Origin of the sequence: Streptosporangium sp. NPDC001681, assembly GCF_040298085.1 — a bacterium.
GTDB lineage: Bacteria > Actinomycetota > Actinomycetes > Streptosporangiales > Streptosporangiaceae > Streptosporangium.
The window spans coordinates 50,526-73,217 of record NZ_JBEOZN010000041.1 but is presented as its reverse complement, the minus strand read 5'-3'; the positions used below and the strand labels follow the sequence as shown (position 1 = coordinate 73,217).

The window sequence follows — 22,692 nt, the reverse complement described above, 5'->3', positions numbered from 1 at the left end:
TGGCGGTGACGGACCGCGTTCAGGCCCTTGCCGCTATGGCGAACCCCGCCACTGGTAGTCGCGATGTTCGCGATCCCCAGGTCCACCCCCAAAAACCCGTCCGGGGTACGCACCGGCACGTCCGGCAGGTCGCAGGTGGCGATCAGGAACCACATGCCATCGCGATACACGAGGTCCGATTCACCCTTGCGGTAGGCGGCCAACATCTGGAGCTGATCGGCCGAGGCGGTGAACGCCACGCTCCTCATCCGCCCGCGCGTGGTCCAGATCGACACCGTCCGCGCGTCCATCCGCCAGGACAGACAGCGGTCGTCGAACGGCTGGGCCGCGCCGGGGCGAAAGACGATCGGCTTGGCCAAGACCCGCTCGCGCCGCGCGGAGCCGGGCCTGCCCACCTGGCCGTTGCGGACATTGGCGTGCAGCGTGGCGTAGGCGTCGGTGACCTTCTTGATGACATGCTGCGCGGCCTGAGCCGCCAGCCCGTAGTCGTCCTTGATCTGCCCGTAGACGTGCCTGCGCAGGTCGTAATTGCGAAATACCCGCTGGTCGTGGGCGAGCGTCGAGACCCAGGTGGCCGCCTCATTGACCGCGCGCAGAGTCGCCTCCAGCGCCGCCGCCTGCTCGGGCGTCGGCAGGAGTCTCACCTGCACCACCAGCTTCACATCGAACACTCTGGCATGAGGTCCATGTCACCGAGATGGGAACCGAACCCCGACATCAGAAGAGGCCGAAGCGTGGTCTGCGCGCTTCACGCGCATTTGGTCTTCATCCCGAAGTATCGGCGAGGTGTGTTCACCGACGAGATCCTGCGTCACTGCGAAGACATCATGATCGAGGTGTGCGACGGTTTCGGGGCGGAGCTGGTCGAGTTCAACGGCGAGGAAGATCACGTGCACCTGCTTGTGCACTACCCACCCAAGGTCGCCCTCTCGACGCTGGTGAACAGCCTCAAGGGCGTGTCCGCCCGGCTACTGCGCAAGGAGTATCCGGCACATATCCATAAGTATCTGTGGGGCGGCCATTTCTGGTCACCGTCCTATTTCGCCGCCTCCTGCGGCGGCGCACCCTTGAGCATCATCAAGGAGTACATCGAAAATCAGAAACGCCCGGGCTGACGACCAGACGTTCACAACCCCAGGACCGGGAAGCGATTCCTCCCGGGCATGAACGCCCGGGGTTCCTCGCTAGATAACGCTGAAACGCGAAAGGCGGCCTCCCGCTCACGGGTCAGCTTCATACGCCCCTAAGGTGACCGGATCTTGCGGATCTCGAAGTCCATCGCACTCCCCGAGCTGGGGTGTTGCGACAAGCACTAGAACCCAGGCGGCGCCAGGGGGTCAAATTCGGCCGTCGTTGACATGCGCTGGTTGGCCACCTCGCGTTGGCCGTCGACGCACCTGGCATAGACCTTGAGCAACACCTCCACCCCGCACCACTACCAGCCTCACGATCGCCCAGATGGGTGGGCCATCACGTGTGACTGGGGCGATCGACGCGCTGACGCTTCGTTCCTGATGACGGTGCGGGCGCGTTCCCCGGTCTCAGCACCGGCCCACCGAGCACCGAGGTACTGAACGGGGCAGGCCCACTGTATGGGGATGCTCAGCAAGGCTTGCCAAACATGCCGCCCACTCCCCAGGCTCGGGTGAGGGCGAGAGGCACTGGTGGACCGCATTTCCTGGCGTCGAAAACGCCCTCATACTTCCAAGGTCCCTCCCCTTGCAACGTCCAGAAGTACACGCTGTCGAGCGAGGCGACTACGTAATAGCTGTCGGTTTCCGAGGTTTTGCCGTAGACCTTTCCGTAGTAGATGGTGCCGCTGGTGATGATCCTCCCCGCTCTGTCGGGATCTCCCGAGCCGTCAGCTGCGGTGCGTGCGGCGGCGGCCAGTTCGTCGCGGTCTTTCTGGCTGACCGAGAGCGGGACCGCGGCACCGGCCGGGAGGCGCTCCTCTTCGTAGTCCTCTTCTGCCGGGCTATCGGTAGTCACTTCACTTGGCATAGCCGGCGCCAAAGGCGCGGAGGTCTCCGATGACCCTGCAGGGTCGAGGTCAGCCTGGTTTGAGCTGGACATCACCAGCATGAGTGTCATAACGACAGCGACACCAAAGAGGACGGTCAAACCGATGATGAGCAGGACCGCCATCAACGTGTTGCCAGGCTTACCGGGCATGGGAGGGCCGGTGGGACGCATAGGTGATATCTACCATGATCTTTCTATTTACGGAAAGACTAGCTTTCATGCCTGACCGTACGGGAGACAGCCGGATCGCCGGGGACACAGGAGAGCCAGATATCAAGATCCGAACTATGCGCGGATTACGCACACCGAGTAGAACCGAAGCATTACCCAAAATGCCAGGCCGAAGCTATGCGAAGACCAATAAGCGCCCTCCATTTTTAATCCGGCGGTCGCAGATTCGAATCCCTCAGGGGGCACTCCCTACACCAGCCCAGATGCGCCCTGAACCGGTGATCTTTCCTGCTTGCTCTCGGAGCTCATCGTCAGTCGGCGGGGTTTCACGGACGGCTTCCCAGTCATCGATAAGCATCATCAGCCAGAAGATTTCCTCGGGGTCATCGCATCTGTCCCTGAGCTCAGAGATCAGGAAGTCCGAACCCGTGCCGATGGGCAGTGTGCCATCGGCCACGCCCTCCGCTACATCCCGAACCACCGCCCACGCCGTGCGCTGCAGATCGATGGGCGGGAAGCCGCCCTCCGCCATCACCTGACGGACCAGCGGCTCAACTTCGGTCATCGGCCCGATGGACAACACCTGGCCTGCGAGCTCACAGACCGCAGGCGTATCCAAACCGGCTTCGATGAGCTCACAGGCCAGCCACCCCGCATCCAGCACGGTCCCAGAAAGCCGACCCCAAAGGAGTTCGCCCCTAAGCTCGGCCAGACGCTCCTTGAGTTCCGCGGGTAATTCCACGGGGCCAGTATCCCGCCATCGATCATTCATGGTGCTGGAGCGCCCTCTATTCGCCGGTTGGCGACCTCGCACTGACCGTCGTTGCACTTGGCGTAGACGCGGAGCATCATGTCCAAGACGAGGTGCGGACTTCCACCGGCAAGCGACGACGAGCCTACAAACAGCAAGATCCATCGCTATGTCACGGCTTCACCTCCTGCTCTGCTGGGCGCACGAGATCACCTCAGTGTGATCTGATGTCACAGATCTGCTCTCTTGGAGACTGCAACATATGGTCAAATTCGCTAAGCGCATGCTCGGTGTTCTAGCAGTGATGCCGACTTTGGCGCTGGCGGGAGCGTCAGAGCCACGCGAGGACTTCGAGCGGAACCGAGCACGCGCGCAGGCAGAATATGACACCTTGTGCAATCCCGATCCCCAGATCAAAGCAGCCCGCCTCGCACGAGAAGCGGAGGCCGAGCGTCGTACGGAAGAGGAAAGAGCGCGCGCTCTGAGGCTACCTGCTTCCACGGCGCAGAAGAAGATCGGTGCGAGAGCGAAGAACATCGTCCTCTGCAAGACAGTCCCCTGAAAGGAGTGCACCTTCAGTGCCAGAAGTTCATCCCCTCCGATCGAGTGACTTCTACATCCTTTGAACCCGTGATGCGGCGCCGGACCAATATCGCCCGTACGATCGCCTGATGATGGTTGGTCTCCGTTCGAGGTCGGGGGCGATCGACGGTCTGCGGCTTCGATGTCTTAGCCCCGCCCACCGACAGCGAGGTTGCACTGTGGGTTGCAATACAGGGTCGTTCAGAACCGTTCAGGACGGACCGCGCGTGCCATCTGACCTGCATTGAACGATCCAGAACAACGCAAAATCGATCTTTTAATCCGTAGGTTCTGGGTTCGAGTCCCAGGCGTCCTACCATCTGACCTGCAGCCGTGGTCTTCGAGGCGATGAACAGGATCATTCGTCGTACGCCTGCCGCCAGGGCGGTGAAGGCATGCGAAATATGGACTTCGGTGGGATGTGTGATCGCGGCGGGCTGCACTAGATTGCCTGCCATGTCGCTTGCCAGCATTCCCAGTCCCTCCGAAGGGGTCTGGTATTTGGGGCCGTTGCCCATCCGTGGTTACACGATCTGCATCATTCTCGGTGTCGTGGTGGCCGTCGTCGTCGCCGAGCGCCGCTGGCGGAATCGCGGTGGGGCGCCGGGAACCATGCTGGACCTGGCGACGTGGGGAGTCCCGTTCGGCATCGTGGGTGCGCGGCTATACCACGTCATCACCGACTGGCAACTGTACTTCGGGCCTGATGCCCCCCACCGGCCGATCGACACGATCCTGATCTGGAGCGACTCCGGACCGGGCTGGCGCGGCCTGGGTGTCTGGGGCGCCGTCGCCCTGGGTGGGGTGGGCGTGTGGATCGCTTGCCGCCGCCGGGGCATCGCCTTGAGCGCGGTCGCCGACACCGTGGCCCCGGCCGTCGCCATCGGCCAGGCCATCGGCCGGTGGTGCAACTATTTCAACCAGGAGCTGTTCGGCGGCCCGACCGACCTACCCTGGGGGTTGGAGATCGATGCGGGCCGTCCGGGGACCGTGCCGGGCGTCACCACCTATCACCCCACGTTCCTCTACGAGTCGCTGTGGAGCCTGGGCCTGGCGCTGGCACTGATCTGGATCGGCGGTCGCTTCGCGCTGCGGCACGGTCGGCTCTTCGCCTTGTACGTGGCGGGCTATACCGCGGGCCGGTTCTGGATCGAGGGCCTGCGCGTCGACCCGGCCAACGAGATCCTCGGGATGCGGCTGAACCAGTGGACATCGATCGCTCTGTTCCTGGGCGCGATGGCCTATGTCTACCTGACCCGAAACAAGAGGTCCAAGGAGTCTCTGGGCGATGAACGGGTTCCCGCCGAGGTGAAGTGACCCCACGCGATGGCGCCACCTGGATACGGCGGGCCTTGCCGTCACTGAGGCTTCTTCATCCTGATGGCCTGGTACGGGAGAAGCGGGCCAAGCCCGCGTTCCCGATCCACTTGCAATCGCCGGCCGTGGCGGAGGTAAGGGCGACGTGCCAGGCCGACGCGCAGACGCCTGGGGCGGAGGCCTGCGCGGTGCCGGTGACGGTTCCGGTGACGAGGAGCGTGGACGCTGCCGGCACGACGGCGCCGTTTTTCCCGACACCCACGAGATCGACCTGTGACGCCCAGATGAGCTTCGGGCACGGCCCGCACTTCCGCCCAGGCCGTTGCTCGCTCGGACCGGCCTTCCGGCCGGCGCGCCGGTTCCCGGGCCTGGAATTCGCCGTCTCCCCCCGTGGTTCGGTGACGAACCGGTGCGGCCCCGGCCGAGCACCGGAACCGGCCGTACGCAAAAAAGTTGGACCTCCAGGTCTTCTGACCGGTGGGACGAGATGGGCGGCTAACGGCACCACCGGCCGGACCACCCGCACCCTCCGGTGTCGGACCGGTTTCTCCCCGGAGAGGCGGCCCGAACGGGGACACGTGTTCGATACATAGCGGAAGCCCCTTCCCTTCGCGGCTCAGGCCGGACAGCTGCGGGAGTGCCCCGAACTCCAACGGCTGTCCGGATGTCGTCCCAAGTTGAACCGGCTCTCTCCAGGTAGTCGTATGAGTGCGCACAGCAACGGAGAGGTGACCCGCGACAGGCGGGCCACCCTCGCCCAAAGGAGAAGACCGCGATGAACCGCACCACGATCGCCGCTGGGCTGATCACTCTCGGCGCCGTCCTGGCCGCGCCCGCGCTAGCCGCCGGTCCGGCTCACGCGACGGCCTCCCCCTCCGACCCGTGGGACGGACTCGGGATCGGACTCGGGAACGGAATCGGGACCGGGATGCTCCTCGACTACGGCAACATCGGCATCCTCTAGGAGTAGCCGCACAGGTCCGGAAATGCCGACGGCCTCGTTCCCCTCCAGAACGAGGCCGTCACCACGAGACGGCACCGCCGCCGGGTCGCCCGTCTACCGCGTCTCGCCGGCAGAGCATCCGACGACGGAGGGGGCGCTGGTCGCATTGAGATTGATGTACTTCTCTTTCAGCACGTACGACGATGCGCGACTCGTAACTCGGTCAGATAGCGCTTGCTGATCCGGCCGCCGTGACGCTCGTCGATCAGAGACCCGATACAGCTCAGGAGATCAGCCCGCGCTCCGCTCTCCAGCGCTCGATGACCGGAGTAGGTGCGCAGCACGTCCAGATACCGTGCGGTCGAGTAGGACAGCTCCCATTCGTAGCGGCGGAAGACGGCCGGCCCGAACCGTGCCGACCGGTCCAGCTCCGCGCTGTCAGCGGGGATCTCCGCTGAGGCGTGCAGGCGCAGCCCCGGCGGGGTCGACGGGTCGAAGCGCTCATAACAGTCCTGCACCTCACGGAAGAAGTCCTGGCTGCCACCGGCGACATGATGCGTGCTGATCGTGGCCAGCGCACCCCCGACGCGCAGGGCGTCGGCTGCCTTCTCCACCCGCACCGCCGGGTCGATCCAGTGAAACGCCGTCGCCGAGACCACGACGTCGAACGGCTGTCGCGGCAGCGGCCAATCCTCGAATGCCGAGTTCTCGACGGCGACCAGCGGGAAACGCGCCAGATTGCGGCGGGCGACGGCGGCCATCGACGCACCGAGCTCCACCGCGATGATCTGACATTCCCGCTCGGCCAGCGGCACGGTGGCCTGCCCCGTGCCACAACCGATCTCCAACACCCGGCATCCCGCACGGACCCCGGCCAGATCGGCCAGATCGTCGAACAGCTCGGCCGGATAGCCCGGACGAGCCCGGTCGTACAGTTCGGCGTCCTCGGTGAAGGTCTCGCGCAACCTTTCCCGATCGCTCTTGGCCATGCTCGAAGGCTAACCCGCCCCCCGCGGATCAGCGTCTGATTCCAAGAGCAAACCGGTGATCAGGCCGCTTCATCCAGCGTGTTCGTTCGTATGCCCGCACCGGGCGGACAGGCCTGAGTTCCTGGCCCCGGAACCGGGACACCGCCGTCTGCCGATCGTCGATCTCTCCGCGCGGTCGAAGGCGGGACCTGCCGGCAGGGTGATCTCTCACGGCAGGGGTCGACGCGATCCATACCGGATGCGAGCCCTTTGGGTCCGGCGCGTAACGGAAGGCTGTTACGTACGGTTCCGGCAGGCGATCTGACCTGAGAGATCGTCCTGAGACGGTCCGGACCGCGTAAACACAGTCGAAATTCCTTTCCGCGACACACTCGTCGGCCATGGACAGTCCCCCACATGCCGACGTCGATCACCCAAGGTAAGAGCATGGAAGCGAAAAGTAGCCGCGGGGCGATCTTGTCCCTGGAAGGGGCGCCCGGCGGACCACGCCACGTTGTGTTGCTGATCGGGCAGCTCCAGGTCGGTGGCACCGAAAAGCAGCTCTTCCTTCTGGCCACGGGACTGATCCGCAGCGGTGTGGGGGTCGACGTGGTGACGTTGTACTCGGACGGGCCCTACCGTGACGCGCTCGAACGCGAGGGCATCTCCGTGCACAACGCCAGATTCACCGGGCTGTCGACGGGTCCCATGGCATTTCCTCGCAACCTGCTCGCGGCGGCACGCCTCGTCAGGTTGATACGGCGGCTCAGACCTGACGTGCTGCACGCCTTTCTGTACCACGCCTATGTGGCCGGCGCGCCGATCGCCTGGCTTGCCCGGGTGCCTGTCGTGGTGGCGGGGCGGCGCAGCCTGAGTGTCTTCAAGCGGGTCCGGTACGGGAGTTACACGTTGGAACGCGTCGCCACCCGGCTGACGCGGCACGTGGTGGCCAACGCCGTGGCCGTGGCGGAGAGCGCCAGAAGGGTGGAGAACCTCCCGCCCGAAAAGCTCAGCGTGATCTACAACGGCCTGCCCGAGTCGGCCTTCCTGCCCGCCGCGCCGGCTCAGATCAGCACCGACCTGCCGATCGTGTGCAGTGTGGCCAACCTGAAGACGTACAAGGGGCACCGTTTCCTCATCGAGGCCGTCGCGCTGCTGGCCGCCCGGGGTATGCCGTGCACCCTGGTGCTCGCGGGCGAAGGGCCCGAGCGCGATGCCCTGTTGCGGCAGGCGGAGAGCTCGGGCGTGGACCTGCGCCTTCTGGGCCTTCGCCGGGACGTCGAGGCCCTGATGCGCCGGGCGTCGGTGATGGTGCTCGCATCGCTCCACGAGGGGATGAGCAACGCCGTCATGGAGGCGATGGCGGCGGGCAAGCCGATCGTCGCCACCGCGGTGGGCGGGACCTGCGAACTGCTGAGCGGGCGCGGCCTGCTGGTCCCCCCGGCGGATCCTCGGGCACTGGCCGACGCCTTGGAGCGCGTGTTACGTGACCCCCGCCTGGGCGCGTCCCTTGGCTCCGCCGCGCGCGCCTGGGCGCTGGACAACCTCAACCTGGATTCCATGATCGACCAGCACCTGGTTCTGTACCGACGGCTTCTGGAGGAGCGATGTGCGGAATAGCGGGTGCCGGCTGCTCCAGCGGAGTGGATCCGGAGACGGTCCGCGGCATGTGTGAGACGATCACGCACCGCGGCCCTGACGGGAGTGGCCTGCACGTGGAGCCCTCGGCCGTGCTCGGGATGCGTCGCCTGGCCGTCGTCGATGTGGCCGGCGGTGACCGGCCTGTCTACAGCGAGGACGGCACGGTCGTCGCGGTGTTCAACGGCGAGATCTACAACTTCGCCGAACTGCGTGCCGAACTGCTGGGCAGAGGACACAGCATGGCCGCGAGCGGCGACTCCGAGTGCCTGGTTCACCTGTACGAGGAACACGGGGACGCCTTCGTACATCGTCTGCGCGGCATGTTCGCCTTCGCCCTGTGGGATGGGCGCAGGCGCAGGTTGCTGCTGGCCCGCGACCGGGTGGGCAAGAAGCCGCTCTACTGGGGGATGCGGTCCGGCTCGCTGCGTTTCGCCTCCAAGCTGAAGGCCCTGATCGGCGACCCGCGGTGGCGCGGCGAGGTCGACCCGGTCGCCCTCCACCACTACCTGACGTTCCAGTACGTTCCGGCTCCCTGGTCGATCTTCGAGGGCATCGGCAAGCTCCCGCTGGGCTCGACTCTGGTGTGGCAGGACGGCCAGGTGCGCGTCGACCGCTACTGGCGGCTGGATGCCACTCCCCGCCTGGGCTCCGTCGTGGCGGCGGAGGAGGCCGAGCGGCTGCGTGAGCTGCTGCTGGAGGCCACCCGGCTGCGGATGATCGGGGAACGCCCGATCGGCGCCTTCCTGTCGGGGGGAGTCGACTCCTCCGCGGTCGTCGCGGCGATGGCACGGCAGTCACCGCAACCGGTCCGCACGTTCTGCGTCGGCTTCGAGGAGACCGGTTTCGACGAGCGGGAGCACGCCAGGCAGGTCGCCGCCCGCTACGGCGCCGACCACTCGGAGCTGGACGTGCTGCCTACCCTGGCCTGGCACTTCGACGAGCCGTTCGCCGGCTGCGATCTCACCCGGGTCATGGACGTCGACGTCAACACCTACCTGCCCGGCGACCTGTTGGTGAAGGTCGACATCAGCACGATGGCCAACTCGCTGGAGGCGCGCTCCCCCTTCCTGGACCATGTCCTGATGGAGTGGGCCGCAGGCCTGCCCGGTGAGTTGAAGATCCGCAGGGGGACGTCGAAGTACCTCCTCAAGCGCGCTCTGGCGGACTGGCTGCCCGCGCATCTGCTGCAGCGCCGGAAGATGGGGTTCGGGGTGCCGCTGACCTCCTGGCTCAGGACCGGGCTGCGCCCCCTGGCACACGATCTGCTCACCGACGCCACCGCCCGTGACCGGGGGATCTTCGATCCACGGGCCGTCACCCGCCTGCTCTCCGAGCACGCCCGCGGGCGAGACCACTCCAACCGCATCTGGACTTTGATGCAGTTCGAGCTCTGGCATCGAACCCACCTGCCCGCACAACCGGCAGTGCGGCCGACGGTGGACGGTCAGCGGCGACTGCGATCCATGTGAACGCCCCGACACTCCCCTCGGCCGCGCCCGGACGCCGCCGAGACGCGATCGCCACTCGCCTGGCCCACCTTCTCCTGACCCGCCTGATGCTCGTCGTGGCCGGCGGCCTCACCAGCATCATCGTGGCCCGCGCCCTGGGACCGGGCGACCGCGGCGCCTACTGGGTGATCATCACCGTTGCGACCACGGCGACAGCCGTGGGAAACCTGTCGGTGGAGAAGTCCCAGACGGCCCTGTGGGCACAGGAGGACAACCGGCCTGCGATCACCGCGAACGCCCTGTGGCTGGGACTCGCCGTAGGCGTGGCGGCCGCGGGGGCCGCCTTCGCCGCCGTGCTCCATACCGGCGCCGGAACGGAGCCCGCGGCGGATCGATCCATGCTGATCTGGGGACTGGCCGCGGTGCCCGTCATGATGGCGGTCGTCTACCTCAACAACGTGTACGTTCTGCACGGCCGTACCGGGGTCGTCAACCGGGGTTCGCTGGCCGGCGCCGCCTTCCAGTGCTCCGCGCTGGCGGCCCTGGGGTTGCTCGGGCGACTCACCGTCGAGTGGGTGCTGATCATATGGGCCGTCTCCGCCGCGGTGCACCTCCTGTCGCTGCTGCCGTCCCTGCCCGTACGCCGGCCGCGCGAATGGCGGCTGGCCGCCCGCACGCTGTCGTGCGGGTTGCGCTACCACCTTGGCTCCGTCTGTCACTTTCTGCTGCTGCGGCTCGACGTCCTGATCCTGAACGCCATGAGCACGCCGGCGGCGGTGGGGATCTACTCCATGGCGGTGACGCCGGCCGAGCTGCTGCGGGCCATGACCGACGCGGTGGTTCAGATCGCCCTGCCCCGGCAGATGGAGTCGAGCCAGGAGACGGCTGCGGCGTACACGGCACGGACGATCCGGATCACCGTGCTCCTCGCCGTCCTGTCGATCATCCTTTTCTGCCTGGCGGGACCGTTTCTGGTCATCGCGGCCGCCGGCCAGGCTTTCGCGGGGTGCGCCGTGCCGATGCTGGTGCTCGCACCGGGCGTCGCGGCCGCCGCGGCGGCGCGCCCGGCCGCGGCCTATCTGCTCCGGCTCAACCTGCCGTTGCTCACCTCGCTGATGTACGGCGCGGCACTGCTGACGAACCTCGCCCTGAACGTCCTGCTGATCCCCGGGATGGGCGTCACCGGGTGTGCTCTGGCCTCCACGGTCGCCTATACCGCGCTCGCCGCCGCCCAGACAGGCTGGTTCGTGCGCTCAACGGGAGTGCCCCTGCGGTGCTTGATCCCGGGTGCCGCTGAGATGCGCGAGATCGTCCGTCGAATCCGCGGGCTCCTGCACGGCGGCTGACCCACCCGGCCGCCGGAGCAGATACTGGTTGCAGCCGAGTCCGCCCCCGCATGTCCTGAGCCGCAGGAGGCTGAGATCGTGCGTACGTGCGCGGGCGAGGACCTGCTCGGGCTTGGAGACCTCGAACGGGTAGCCGCCCACCCAGTCGAGCATGTCGTGCCGGCGCGACATGCCCCGCGGCCGGACGGCCGTGGGACGGGGCCGGCCGGTGAGCAGCCGTCCGATTTGGAACAGGGGCCAGGCCCGGTGGATATAGGCCGAGCTGCCGGCGATCAGAGCGCCCCGGATCACCGGTCCCGACCGGTTGTAGCGTCGCTTCACCACCGTCCAGATCCGGCTTTCCCAGCCCTGGTCGTTGTAGAGCGAGACGAACAGCAGTCCGCCGGGGGCGACGAGTTCGACGGCGTTGTCGAAGGCTTGCCACATGTCCCCGGTGTGGTGCAGGACTCCCCAGATGTAGACCACGTCGAAGGTCCCCAGCCGCGCGAGGTGGTCGGCGTCCAGGATCGATCCCTGCTCGATCGTCCAGGAGGCGTCAGGGGCGAAGGCGTGCCGCAGCCGCGAAGCGGACTCCACCGCCTCGGCGTCGAAGTCGAAGGAGTGCACGCGGGCTCCGAGGCGATGCGCGGCGAGGGAGAACAGGCCGCTGCCGCACCCCACGTCGAGGAAGGTGCGCCCGGCGAGGTACTCGACGTCCAGGGCCTCCCGCAGCGAGCCGATCGCGTTCTGGATGCGACGTTCGTCGACGAGGTTGGCGAAGGCCTTCCAATTGCGGCCGAAGGCGAACCTGTCGCCCCGCCGGATCTGCAGAAGGTTGTCGTCCATTACCGTGCTCCTGTCATGTGCCTGGCGCCGCGCGCGGCGATGTTCGGTGAGTCGTCACGTAGGCCGTTTCGAGATGCCGAGCCCCGAGCAGCGTTCCCAGGCAGACCCAGGAAGGGCACACTGGCCATCAGGTTCGACAGCGTGTTGCCGAACAGCAGCACGACCGCGCTGGCCAGGACGTGCTCGTACGTGCCCGTGGCCCGCCGGATCGCCCGGTAGACGAGCAACAGCAGCAGCAGCGCCGGGACGATGCCCGTCTCGGCGGCCAGCCGCAGGTAGTCGTTATGGGTGTTGATGAAAATGCCCAGCTGGGGGGAGCGAGCGGCCTGCTCGGCGAAGGTGCCGTGCCGCCGACGGCGGCCAGCGGCACCATGAGCAGGCCGCCTCGCCACGGGCGCCGCACCAGCGCGAGCCCGCAGGCCCCGAGGGCCAGCAGGGCGGTCGACCACGGATACCACACCATCGCGGCGATAAGGAAAGGCGTCGCGAATATCGCCGATACGATGACATGGTCCGGCGAAGGCCGTTTCAGCAGCATCACCCCTGCCATCGCAGCGGCCCCCTCAGCGCCTTGCTGATTTTCTCGCCCACTCACGCTAATCTCGCCGCAAAGAGTGTGCGCACGCACAGCGTGTTACCCGAAGTCCTCAAAACAGCGAATATAACTTATCGTAATCGACCGATCATACGAGGAATGCAGCGCCGGTGCGGCCGGGCGATTAATCGAAAACGTACGTCCAAAAAGCAGTAAACGCTTAATGTCCAGTATTGGCGGAATAGGTTGCGGTGAATCCAGTACAGCCACCACTTCCGCCGACAAGTATCGCGAAAGACGGAGTCCCGCGGTGAACCTGCTCTCCTGTCTGTGGCTTCTGTGGAGGAACTGGCCGCTCATCGCCGGGTCGCCGGCGCTGTCGGTGGTGACGGCACTGGCGCTGACCGCCGGCACGCCTCCGACCTATGCCGCGAACATCTCCATGCTGGTCTCGGCCAGCAACCAGGAGGGCGGCACGATCACCGCCTACCAGGCCGCCCTGCTCTCCCGGCAACGCATGCAGTCGTACGCGAACCTGCTCACCAGCAGGAGGGTGATTCAGGCCATCGCCGAAGGCGAGGATGTGGACAGACTGCGGGCGAACGCCGAGGCCGAGGCCGTGCCCGATACCGTACTGCTGCGCGCCACCGTCACCGACTCGGCCGAGGCGGTCAGCATGCCGAGGCAGTAGTTGGCGTCGGTGGCGCCGGCGGAGTAGGTGAGGAAGATCCGGCCGTTGCGCTGGATCACCGTCGGCCCTTCGGCGACCTTCGGACCGATGCGGCCCCGCGTGGCACCGGCCGGTCGTACACCATCGTTCGCGAAACGAACGCGGCAGCGGATCGGAGCGCGGTGAGAATCCGGGCCGCCACCGGCATCGGTTGCCAGGTCATGATCAAGTACGGCAGGCTGAGAAACATCCCAAGCCGCAGAACTCCCGAGCCGGGGAAGCCGTATGTACATATCGAAGGCCTCGCGACGGCTGATTCGAGCCGGTGTGGCCGTGGCGACAGTCCTCTTTTCCTGCGTCGTCCCCGGTGTGCTCGCCACCCCCGCGCGGGCCGACACCGTTCGCGGGCTGGCCTGGCATCTGGACACCCTGCGGGTCGAGCAGGCGCACCGGTTGTCCAGGGGCAGAGGGGTGGTGGTGGCCCTCCTCGGCAGCGGCGTCGACGCCGACCACCCCGACCTCAAGGGACGCGTTCTTCGGGGGCGCTCCTACGACAAGGCCGCGGCGGCCGACGGCCGGGAGGACACCGGTGAGTATGGCCACGACACCGGAGTCGCCGGGCTCATCGTCGGCCCCGGCGGCAACGACATGCGTTCGCTCGGCATCGCGCCCGATGCCAGGATCCTGCCCGTCAACCTCGGCAGGTCACCCACCTCCGACACCCTCGACCGAGCCATCCGGTGGGCCGCCGACAACGGCGCAAACGTGATCAACATCTCGGTGTCCTTCAACCACTGCTCTCAGGAGGAGTACGAAGCGGTCCGCTACGCGCTCCGCAAGGACGTCGCGGTCGTCGCGCCGGCTGGTGACCGCAAATACGGTGTCGGTGTCCAGTGCCCCGCCTCGATCCCCGGTGTGATCGCCGTCGCCGGTACGACCAGAACCGGAAGCGCCTGGTCCAGTTCCATAACCGGCCGTGAGCTGGCGCTCGCGGCTCCCGCCGTGAGAATCATCCATCCCGCGCCCCGGCGGATGTCGAACAATGGTTACCTCGTCAGCGATACCACGGGCAACGCGGCGGCGATCGTGTCGGGGGTGGCCGCCCTGGTGCGCGCGAAGTACCCCGACCTCGACGCGAACAACGTGGTCAACCGGCTGATCCGCACTGCGAAGGACCGCGACGACAAGGGGCGCGACATATTCTCCGGCTACGGTGTCGTCGATCCGGTGCGGGCCCTGACCGCCAGAACACGGCAGGTCGACGCCAACCCGCTCGGCACGCCTCCCGCCTCCCCCACCCCGACTCCCCGGCCCTCCCGGAGCGAGGCCGACGACGAACCCTTCATCGAGGTCACCGTCACCGATCCCGTCGGTGCCGCCATCCAGGTGGCCGTCATGGTGCTGATCCTGGTCGTCGTCATCGTCCTCATAATCCGCAACCGCCGCTGGCGGCGGGCAAGCATGGCCGGACCGCCGCACCCACCACACGGGACGCCACCCCAGCCACACGGAGCGCCGCCCCCACCGGGGCCGTACCATCCCCACCAGGGGTATCAGCGACCTCCACCATACGCGCAGCCTTCCGGACGACCGGCTCCACCACCGACGGGTCCGCCCCCATGGCAGGGCCTGCCACCGTCTCCTCCACCGCCACCGCGCGAATGAACGGATACGGAGAGCCGGGGCTCGCAGGCCGTACGGCCGAGCGGCCGGGCCGGCGCCAGAACCACCGGCAGGGCCACACGGAGACCCCGGCCGCGTCACGGCGCCGGAGCCGTCGGCCGGAAACCCGCACCGGCGAGTGCCGACAGCCCGGGCAACCGCCCGGCGGGCGTTGGTCACTCGTCGGGCCGAGTTTCCCGGCCCGTGGCTTTGCGGGAAGCCGCGAGGAACGCGACCAGACCGACACCGAGAAGGACGGCGGGCAACAACATCACCGCGCCCACGGCCCACAGACCGCTGTCGTCCGACATCGCGGCGTCGATCGACCAGCACAGCCACATCACGCCCGCGACACTGATCGTGCCGATCTTCGGGAGGCCGAGCCTGCCGGCCAGGACGGCGAGGATTCCCAGGCAGACCACCAGGCCGACCACCTGCCACGGCTCATAGGGGCCGCTGAGACTCCCGTCCGGCTCGACGACCCGTTCCCGGTCCCACCCCAGCCAGACGAGGTAGTTCAGCAGAGACGCCGCGGCCAGAGCCACACCGATCCAGGCAGTGGTCACACTGCCGCGGGCAGGGGGGACGCCATCTTCCGCCACGATCTCCACGCTTTCGTCGGCGACGGTCGTCCACAAACATATGCGCTGCCGCGTCGCTTCTTGAAGGCCCTCCACTCGGGTCGACGCCACCAGGGGCAAAGTAGCTGTGAGTGATCGGCTCCATCATCTGACAGAGAGCCTGGACCGCATCGTGGCTGTTCATCGGCCCCGCGAGAAGGCCGGCATTCCAGACGGCCGCGGAGCGCTATGGCTTCGCATCCTGATCAAGGATGCTGCCGGGAGGCTGTGAACTGGTCTTTCTCGCTACTTTGCGGCCGGTCACGCGGACCCGAGTGAAGGGCCGACATGCAGGTCAGCGGCCCACCTTCCAAGCTGTGCCCGAAGGTCCTTAAGGGAGCTTTGACCTGCGGTCGGGTGGCCCGAGGCATCGCAGCCTCGGGCTCCCACAGAATCCCGGCGTGACAGTCTCCCGTCACCGGGCTCTTGTCATCCTGTTCGCCAGGCGTTCGGTGTCCACCGCCAGTGCCGGAACATGGCGGGGTAGGCCTTTGTCGCGCCGTAGTAGGCACGGAGGGCCTTCTTAACCGATTTCAACCGTCGATACTTGTTGCGGATCCAGCGCACCAGGTAGGAGTTGATGCGTTGCAGGAGGGGATGCAGGGCGGTGCGGTAGAACGCGCCGGTTGAGTCGGGTCGGGGCGCGGTGCCGGCCTCACGGCCAGCCCGTTTCCCCGACCCGCTCGCCGCACCCGGCGTGCGGCTCTCACCGCACCGGGCGCTCCACGTGTCTTGCCCGCTGGTCAGCTGCTTGTCGGGGCGGCTGCCTGTTTCGGGGTCCATGGGGTCGGTATGTTCCTGCCGCGATAGCGGTAGCGAGTCACAGCGACGCTGGCCGCGCCGGTGAATACGACCCCGTTGTGAGCGAATCTCCACCCCTGATCGCAGAAGCGGCGACGGAGTTCCTTCATGGACAGCCCGGTTCGTCCTCTGTACTTGGCGCGTATCCAGCGCATCAGTCGATTCCATGTGAAGGAGTCAACGACACTGAAGATCGCCTTGGACACACCGTGCCGAAAGTAATTCGCCCACCCCGCGAGGGATCTATTCAGGTCGGTGAGCAGCTCACCCAGATCCTGATAGCGGGTTGACCTGTACGTCTTGGCCCTTACCTTGTCCTTGATCGACTGAACGGCTTTCGTGGACGGCTTGGTATAGACGTAGTGCTTGCTGGTTCCTCGCTTCCGCATCCGGCGGATATCGAAGCCGAGGAACGTGAAGCCCTCATCAAGGTGGACCACCTGGGTCTTCTCCGGTGCCAGTCGCAATCCCAGGGGGGCGAGCACGGCCGACACCTCTTCACGCAAGGCCTCTGCATGATGACGTTCACCGAACACCATAACGACGAAGTCATCGCAATAGCGGACTAGCCGCCAGTTCCCGAGGCCTTTCTTCTTACGTTGGCGCCGCTGCCCGTCCGTGCCCATTTTCTGTTGCCATAGCTGGTCGAAATGTTCATCCAGCGCCGACAAGGCAATATTGGCGAGCAACGGCGAAAGAATTCCCCCTTGTGGGGTCCCAGTGTGGGTCTCTTCCCTGTTTCCGAGTTCGGTGAGAAGCCCGGACTTCAGGAACGCCTTCACCAACGAGCAGATGCGCTTGTCCTTAATCCTCTTCCGCAGGCGATCCATCAAAGCCGTGTGATCGATTTCATCGAAGCAGGCTTCGATATCGCATTCCAGAGTCCAATGGTATCCACTGGACCCGAGGAGGTGGATCTCGGCGATCGCGTCATGCGCTCGACGGTTAGGGCGGAACCCATATGAGCACGGTCTGAAGTCCGCCTCAAAGATAGGTTCGAGCACCAGCTTCAGGCTTGCCTGGACCACGCGGTCAGCGACAGTGGGGATACCGAGCTTCCGGAACTTCCCGGAATTACCCTTCGGGATCATCACTTGCCGTACCTCGACCGGCCGGAACTCACCTGACTTCAGCGCGTCCCGGATCTGCTCCAGGAAAGCCTCGACCCCGACCCAGGATTCGACCATGGCAGCGGTGGCTTTGTCGATCCCTGCGGTCTTAGCGCCCTTATTGGTGGACACGCGTTCCCACGCGGCCACCAGGAACGCCGGGTCGTAGACGAGGTTGAACAGGTCGCCAAAACAGCGATCGGGATTATCGATCGCCCAGCGATGCAATTTGGTCTGCATTCTCCGTACCGTGAAGTGCGCCGTGTCAGGATCAGGCCACCCCACAGCTCCGACGTTCATCGGAGCATCTTCGGACATTGCTTTCCCTCCTTGACTTGACACGCTGCCGCCCTTCCCCATGTGCACGGGCTTTCCCCGGCTCGGAGTACTACGGCGGCTCCGCCCCATCCGCGCCTTCAGCCGACGTCGCGCCTATCCCACCTTCTCCCTCTGGCTGAAGGTGAAGCATGGAACGGAAACGGATGGTTCCCGCGTTCACTGCTATCCGTTTGACGGGTTAGGCACCCGGCTCTACCCCTGCGGCATCGCCATGGTTACGCCGTAGCCTTTCACCATGGCCTCCCGGTCCGAGCTACTAAGACCCTGCCGAGAGTTCCCCGAACCTCCCGATTGGAAGGTGCGGGTGCGCGCCGCTAACCAGCCCGAATCCGTCGGGTTAGAGCTGGCGGATGCTCAAGAGGCGTAACAACACCGGTTCCTCACGTATACCTTCCCGTCTCGCTCACCGCGCCCGGCCCGTCCGACAGTTCCGAACCGACGCGACTTTGTCGAGGCTGCTCCCACCCTCCCCGGCGACTCCCGGGTCAGGCTTCCTCCAGCTTCAATTCGCCGCTACGACGACGAATAGATGGCGGTCTTTCACCTCCATACGGAATAACAGCGCCTCGCGGCGCACTAGTACCGCATCCAGCCGCTGACGATCGGGTCGATCGCTTTGGCCAATTGAGCGAAGGTCGAGCCGATCCAGTGGTGAAGCCGCCAGAAGCGGAACTCCCCGCTGATCTTCTTCAGGGCGTCCTTGCTGATCGCGGGTTGGCCGCGGTGTTCATGTTCGCGCGGTGGTCGGCGAGTTCGCGGATCAGGGCGGCGAACGGCTCGGGGACGGGGTGGGCGGGGTGCCGAGCAGCAAGAACATCTGCCCGTCGTCGAGGATGTCGTCGAGAGTGAGACGCAGCAGGCGGGTGACGGGCTGAGCGAACAGCAGGATGAGGCAGGCCGCAACCCTGGTGCGCAGGTCGATGGTGTCGTCGGTGAGGAACCGGCGGAGCAACTGGAGACGCCGGTCCTGGCTGATCGGGGCGCTCGGCGTCTGGCGGTGTGCGGGGAAAGCGAGGCGGGGCGCATGGCCTGCGGTCATGGCCCAGCGCAGGAACGCGCGGCTGCGGCGCGTGTCGGGGCCGGTGGCGAACCAGGCGTCGATGTCGGCTTGTCGGAGATCGGCGAGGGCGGTGTCGCGGTCGGCGAGCCAGGTCAGCAGGGCGACGGCGCCGTTGATGTTGCCTGCGGCGGAGTTGCGAGAGCCGGTGCTGAGTGGGCTGTGGCGGGCCCGGGAGTGAAGGCGGGGCAGGAGCCGCCAGCGGGCGAAGCCGCGCAGGAGCTGGGCGTGGTCGGGGTCGGGGATCTCGGCGAGGCGGTGCTGGCACCAGCGTTCGAAGTGCGTGATCTGCCGGTCGATCGCGGGGAGCGCGCCGGTGGCCATGAGCAGGTCGCGCAGGTGGGCAGCGGTCCGCCAGCTGCCGAGGTCGTGCAGGCCCTGGTGGGTGAGGGGGATCGTTCCCTGGGCAAGGCCGCGTAGGTAGGTGCTGACCAGGGGGGTTGTTGTCGAGCCAGACCAGGCCGCGGGAAGGATCAGGCATCGCGATCAGGTCCCAGCCGAGCGGGGCGAGGGCGGGATGGTCGTGGCCAGTGCCGTCGTCGAAGAGGGCGCGCAGGCGCCGTTCGAGTGCGCGCCGGTCGTGGTTCCGCCAGGCCCGCTGGTCGGCCAGCCAGGCGCGGTAGGCGGGGTCATCGCGCGGCGGTGGGAGCGTCCGATGCAGGCGGTCGAGCGTCGCCGCGTCGAGCGTCTCGCCGTCGGACGGTTCGTCGGGGACGATCTCCCATGTCATGCGTCGGGCCGGATGCGTGCCCGGGTGGGGCGCAGGCTGGCGAGGTCGACGACGCCTGCGGCTCGGTCGGCGGTGCCGGTCTTGCGGACCGCGTTCTGCGCGGTGGTGACGATCAGGTCGCCGGGCCCGATCCCGAAGATGTCGCAGAGGGCGGCCAAGACGGGCAGGGAGAGCCGTTCGGGAGTGCCGCTGACCAGCCGGTGAACCTGCGAGGACGACAAGGCGATCCCCCGGTCGGCCAGGTGGGGCATGAGGTCGCTGACCCGGAACATGCCGTGTTCGGCCATGATCTCCCGTAGCCGCCACCGATAGTCGACCTGCCGCTTCATCGTGCCCTCCTGCTGGCCGGGTTCAGTGCGGTCTCCATCGTGGCGTCCAGGGCCTGGCGCAGGGTGCGGGTCCGGAAGTCCGAGGACACGCAGGTGTAGATCGACGTCGTGGAGGCGTGCTCGTGGCCGACCTGCTGCTGGACGAACAAAGCGTCCCAGCCGTCCTCGATCAGGTGGGTGACGTAGGAGCGGCGCAGGGAGTGGAAGTCCAGCCCTTCGGGCAGTTCAAGGGCGTCGCGGTAGTCGGCGAACCGATGGTCGATCCGGTCCAGGCCGATCCGATCCGCCCGCTCCGTCGGCCAGAGCGCCGCGGTCTCGCGTTCGAATAGCGGCCAGAACTCCTCGGTCCACTCAGCCAGGACGTCAACCGACCAGGGGAACACCGTCAGTACGCTGCGCGGCTTTGGCGGTGAACCCCGCATCGCCTTGCCGTGCCGGACGTAGCAGACGCCCCGGTGACCGAACTCAGGAACCGAGTGGTTACGGCCGAAATCCGCCAGGTCAAGCATCCGGACCTCGTTGCGGCGCAGCCCATAGGCGTAGGCCGTCTTGAACAGCGTCGCGTCCCGGAAGGCGGGCAGCCAGCCCTTGCGGCCGGCGTTGCGGATCCGCGCGATTTCGGCGTCGGCGTGATCGAAGAACACCTGCAGCTCATCTGGCGTGAACGCTCGCTTGACCGGGTCTCCCTCGGCGTCCTGGACGTGGGTGATCGCGTTCCACTCGTGCACCACCTGGACCGGATGCGTCCCAAATCGCGCCTCGCACTCCGTCGGCCACGCGTAAGCCGGATCGGTGATGTAGTGGCAGAACAGCTTCACCGACAACTGACGCGTCCGCAGCGTCGAGCGGCGCAGCCGCCGCACCGCCCGCAGATCGGTCATCCACTCATCCACCATCTGCGGCGTCCACGCCCACGGGAACGCCCCACGTGCGCGGCGAACATCCGCACGTCCCGCTCCCGGCCCTCCACCGTGGAGAACGCCAGCCGCCGCGCCAGCTGCTGGTTCCGCCAGCCGTCCAACATTGCCGCGAACACCTGCTCCTCCGGCCGTAGCAACGGTACCCCGCCGACCAGATGGAGCCGCGCCGACCCCGGCCCCACCCCCTCCGCGCCCACCGGCCACCGCCTCCAAGGGTTCCCGCTTGATGCGAATTTTTCGCATCCGATGCGAGTGCCAATGAACCACCCAGGTCAGCCCCACGCGCCCCTTTCGGCGAATCTCATTCCCGCCGTAAGCCCTCCCCGCAGGCCCAGCTCAGGAGCCCGTGCCATCGCTGGCGTATTCGCATCGGATGCAATTGGCCACACATCTGGTCCCGGCAGCAAGATAGGCGATCAGGTCACCTGATCGCGGTCGGCGGCCGCCCGGTCGACGTCGCCGACGGCAGGCCGGATCAGTCCTCACCGAGCAGCGCCGTCATGCCGTTGAGCATGTCGAGCAGGATGTCGACGTTGCCGATCGCGGCAACGAGGCACTCGCGGGCCGCCCGCATCTCGGCGAGGTGCTCGATGACCGTCTCCACGTCGGGCACCTGCCCGGCGCCGATGACGCCGAGCAGCTTTTGCAGGCCCTCGGCGGCGTGCGCGGCCGCCAGCGGGATCGGCCCGGTCGACGGGTCCTGGGCGACCAGCCGCAGGGGGCCGGCCACCCGCAGCGCCTGCCAGCGCAGGAAGCCGGTGAGCTTGTCCGGGTCGTCGGCCACGCCCGCGGTCACCAGCTGCTGGCGGTGCGCGGCCGCCAGGTCCTCGGTGCCGGTTGCGGCGCTCTCGGCGAGCATCGCCTCGACCTGGACCGCGCCGAGCAGCGCGTTGGCCAGCCGCATCCGGTACGGGCCAGGCCCGCCGAGCCGGGCCGCCTCACTCGCGTGCTCGGCGGCGGTGTTGGTCCCGTCGTACAGGCCCAGGGCGACCATGGCGGCACCGAGCTGGACGGCGGAGGCGGGCTCGTCGGAAGAGAGCGGGGGGAGAGTCATGGGCACCCACCGTAGGTCCGCAGGCCATGGACGCCAGGGAGTTTTGAGAGGGGTCCTACGCGCGGGCGCGCGAGGGACCCCCGGCTCTCCGGTGAGGGGCAACGCCGCGTGGCCGCCCGGCGCATCCGGCTGCGCCCTTCGGAGCTTTCCATATGGCAAGGTCCGATCACCGGGTGAGCCGGTGCATGTCGCGGCGGGCCCGGTGCGGCCTCCGGGGAGGATCGGACCGGATTTTGGCGGTAGGGCTGCAGCGGTGATGATCTACTGAGTCAGCGGGCCGGCCACAACTTCACGCTCTTGTCGAGGCTGCCGGTGGCGAGGGTTTTGCCGTCCGGGCTGAACGCCACCGAGGAGACCTCGCCGGTGTGGCCGGTGCGGGTGGCAACGGTTTCGCGGCTGGCCACCTCCCACAACTTCATGCTCTTGTCGAGGCTGCCGGTGGCGAGGGTTTTGCCGTCCGGGCTGAACGCCACCGAGGAGACCCCGCCGTTGTGGTCGGTGAGGACGGCAATGGTTTCGCGGCCGGCCACGTCCCACAACCGGACTGTTTCGTCGAAGCTGCCGGTGGCGAGGGTTTTGCCGTCCGGGCTGAACGCCACCGAGGAGACCCTCTCGGTGTGGTTGGTGAGGGTATCAATGGTTTCGCGGCCGGCCACGTCCCACAACTTCACGCTCTTGTCGAGGCTGCCGGTGGCGAGGGTTTTGCCGTCCGGGCTGAACGCCACCGAGGAGACAGAGTCGGTGTGGGTGAGGGTGGCAATGGTTTCGCGGCCGGCCACGTCCCACAACTTCACGCTCTTGTCGAGGCTGCCGGTGGCGAGGGTTTTGCCGTCCGGGCTGAACGCCACCGAG

General features: G+C 66.9%; 24 protein-coding genes and 1 pseudogene. 9 read left to right on the top strand and 16 right to left on the bottom strand.

Translation table 11 applies throughout. The features are described from left to right. The coding region (locus tag ABT130_RS20340) for a nuclease/transposase family protein (RefSeq protein WP_502992179.1) at positions 1-662 on the bottom strand (662 nt) is incomplete at its 3' end. Between the two features lie 24 nt (positions 663-686). Here ABT130_RS20340 and tnpA point away from each other — a divergent pair. Then, positions 687-1,115, top strand: a complete 429-nt coding sequence (gene tnpA / locus ABT130_RS20335; RefSeq protein WP_350957280.1) for an IS200/IS605 family transposase — start codon at positions 687-689, stop codon at positions 1,113-1,115. Positions 1,116-1,602: 487 nt separating this feature from the next. Here tnpA and ABT130_RS20330 read toward each other — a convergent pair whose 3' ends face one another. The 3 genes from ABT130_RS20330 to ABT130_RS20320 form a co-directional block, all read right to left on the bottom strand. Beyond that, on the bottom strand, positions 1,603-2,145 hold the full coding sequence (locus tag ABT130_RS20330; protein ID WP_350957278.1) for a hypothetical protein: 543 nt from the start codon (positions 2,143-2,145) through the stop codon (positions 1,603-1,605). A 283-nt stretch (positions 2,146-2,428) separates the two neighbouring features. Then, positions 2,429-2,935 carry a hypothetical protein gene (locus ABT130_RS20325; protein WP_350957276.1) on the bottom strand — a complete coding sequence of 169 codons (507 nt, stop codon included), beginning with the start codon at positions 2,933-2,935 and terminating at the stop codon, positions 2,429-2,431. Positions 2,936-3,519: 584 nt separating this feature from the next. After that, positions 3,520-3,999, bottom strand: coding sequence for a hypothetical protein (locus ABT130_RS20320; protein WP_350957274.1), 480 nt, complete (start codon positions 3,997-3,999; stop codon positions 3,520-3,522). On the opposite strand from ABT130_RS20320, the gene lgt reads away from it, so the two are divergent. From lgt to ABT130_RS20305, 3 genes are all read left to right on the top strand, one after another. Next, positions 3,983-4,843: a prolipoprotein diacylglyceryl transferase gene (lgt, locus tag ABT130_RS20315; RefSeq protein WP_350957273.1), complete on the top strand. Its 861-nt coding sequence runs from the start codon at positions 3,983-3,985 to the stop codon at positions 4,841-4,843. The genes ABT130_RS20320 and lgt overlap by 17 nt on opposite strands. Positions 4,844-4,988: 145 nt before the next feature. Next, entirely contained in the window at positions 4,989-5,120 is a 132-nt protein-coding gene (locus ABT130_RS20310; RefSeq protein ID WP_350957271.1) for a hypothetical protein, read from the top strand. A 498-nt stretch (positions 5,121-5,618) separates the two neighbouring features. After that, positions 5,619-5,807 (top strand): hypothetical protein, encoded by a 189-nt coding sequence (locus tag ABT130_RS20305; protein ID WP_350921417.1) that lies wholly within the window; start codon positions 5,619-5,621, stop codon positions 5,805-5,807. A gap of 167 nt (positions 5,808-5,974) precedes the next feature. Here ABT130_RS20305 and ABT130_RS20300 read toward each other — a convergent pair whose 3' ends face one another. Next, positions 5,975-6,775: a class I SAM-dependent methyltransferase gene (locus ABT130_RS20300; RefSeq protein ID WP_350957269.1), complete on the bottom strand. Its 801-nt coding sequence runs from the start codon at positions 6,773-6,775 to the stop codon at positions 5,975-5,977. 426 nt (positions 6,776-7,201) lie between these two features. On the opposite strand from ABT130_RS20300, the gene ABT130_RS20295 reads away from it, so the two are divergent. The 3 genes from ABT130_RS20295 to ABT130_RS20285 are packed head-to-tail and all read left to right on the top strand — an operon-like array spanning position 7,202 to position 11,189. Next, complete coding sequence (locus ABT130_RS20295; protein ID WP_350957267.1) at positions 7,202-8,374, top strand: glycosyltransferase; 1,173 nt, start codon at positions 7,202-7,204, stop codon at positions 8,372-8,374. Between the two features lie 47 nt (positions 8,375-8,421). Continuing rightward, entirely contained in the window at positions 8,422-9,864 is a 1,443-nt protein-coding gene (gene asnB, locus ABT130_RS20290; protein WP_350957265.1) for an asparagine synthase (glutamine-hydrolyzing), read from the top strand. After that, on the top strand, positions 9,861-11,189 hold the full coding sequence (locus ABT130_RS20285; RefSeq protein WP_350957263.1) for a lipopolysaccharide biosynthesis protein: 1,329 nt from the start codon (positions 9,861-9,863) through the stop codon (positions 11,187-11,189). Before asnB ends, ABT130_RS20285 begins: the two co-directional genes overlap by 4 nt. Here the strand turns inward: ABT130_RS20285 and ABT130_RS20280 are convergent. Continuing rightward, entirely contained in the window at positions 11,097-12,014 is a 918-nt protein-coding gene (locus ABT130_RS20280) for a class I SAM-dependent methyltransferase (RefSeq protein WP_350957261.1), read from the bottom strand. The two genes, ABT130_RS20285 and ABT130_RS20280, sit on opposite strands and share 93 nt — an antisense overlap. Then, on the bottom strand, positions 12,014-12,406 hold the full coding sequence (locus ABT130_RS20275; protein WP_350957259.1) for a hypothetical protein: 393 nt from the start codon (positions 12,404-12,406) through the stop codon (positions 12,014-12,016). The genes ABT130_RS20280 and ABT130_RS20275 overlap by 1 nt, the downstream gene beginning before the upstream one ends. Before the next feature lie 453 nt (positions 12,407-12,859). On the opposite strand from ABT130_RS20275, the gene ABT130_RS20270 reads away from it, so the two are divergent. After that, positions 12,860-13,240 (top strand): Wzz/FepE/Etk N-terminal domain-containing protein, encoded by a 381-nt coding sequence (locus tag ABT130_RS20270; RefSeq protein WP_350957258.1) that lies wholly within the window; start codon positions 12,860-12,862, stop codon positions 13,238-13,240. Positions 13,241-13,251: 11 nt separating this feature from the next. Here ABT130_RS20270 and ABT130_RS20265 read toward each other — a convergent pair. Continuing rightward, positions 13,252-13,512, bottom strand: a pseudogene (locus ABT130_RS20265) (hypothetical protein); the annotation flags it as partial. Positions 13,513-13,552: 40 nt separating this feature from the next. Between ABT130_RS20265 and ABT130_RS20260 the strand changes: the two are divergent. After that, complete coding sequence (locus tag ABT130_RS20260) at positions 13,553-14,884, top strand: S8 family serine peptidase (protein WP_350957256.1); 1,332 nt, start codon at positions 13,553-13,555, stop codon at positions 14,882-14,884. 173 nt (positions 14,885-15,057) lie between these two features. Here the strand turns inward: ABT130_RS20260 and ABT130_RS20255 are convergent, their stop codons facing one another. The 8 genes from ABT130_RS20255 to ABT130_RS20220 all read right to left on the bottom strand — a co-directional run bounded on the left by ABT130_RS20255 (position 15,058) and on the right by ABT130_RS20220 (position 22,688). Then, positions 15,058-15,447 (bottom strand): hypothetical protein, encoded by a 390-nt coding sequence (locus tag ABT130_RS20255; protein WP_350957254.1) that lies wholly within the window; start codon positions 15,445-15,447, stop codon positions 15,058-15,060. A gap of 797 nt (positions 15,448-16,244) precedes the next feature. After that, positions 16,245-17,651: a group II intron reverse transcriptase/maturase gene (gene ltrA, locus ABT130_RS20250; protein WP_350957252.1), complete on the bottom strand. Its 1,407-nt coding sequence runs from the start codon at positions 17,649-17,651 to the stop codon at positions 16,245-16,247. Positions 17,652-18,510: 859 nt separating this feature from the next. Beyond that, entirely contained in the window at positions 18,511-19,131 is a 621-nt protein-coding gene (locus ABT130_RS20245) for a hypothetical protein (protein ID WP_350957250.1), read from the bottom strand. A 402-nt stretch (positions 19,132-19,533) separates the two neighbouring features. After that, entirely contained in the window at positions 19,534-19,866 is a 333-nt protein-coding gene (locus ABT130_RS20240) for a helix-turn-helix domain-containing protein (protein ID WP_350957248.1), read from the bottom strand. After that, a complete protein-coding gene (locus ABT130_RS20235; protein WP_350957246.1) occupies positions 19,863-20,747 on the bottom strand; it encodes a tyrosine-type recombinase/integrase in 885 nt (294 codons plus the stop codon). Before ABT130_RS20235 ends, ABT130_RS20240 begins: the two co-directional genes overlap by 4 nt. Continuing rightward, entirely contained in the window at positions 20,744-20,983 is a 240-nt protein-coding gene (locus tag ABT130_RS20230) for a hypothetical protein (protein WP_350957244.1), read from the bottom strand. Before ABT130_RS20230 ends, ABT130_RS20235 begins: the two co-directional genes overlap by 4 nt. 278 nt (positions 20,984-21,261) lie before the next feature. Further along, positions 21,262-21,840, bottom strand: coding sequence for a DUF6245 family protein (locus ABT130_RS20225; RefSeq protein WP_350957242.1), 579 nt, complete (start codon positions 21,838-21,840; stop codon positions 21,262-21,264). A gap of 269 nt (positions 21,841-22,109) precedes the next feature. Then, positions 22,110-22,688, bottom strand: a complete 579-nt coding sequence (locus ABT130_RS20220; RefSeq protein ID WP_350957240.1) for a WD40 repeat domain-containing protein — start codon at positions 22,686-22,688, stop codon at positions 22,110-22,112. Positions 22,689-22,692: the final 4 nt, after the last annotated feature.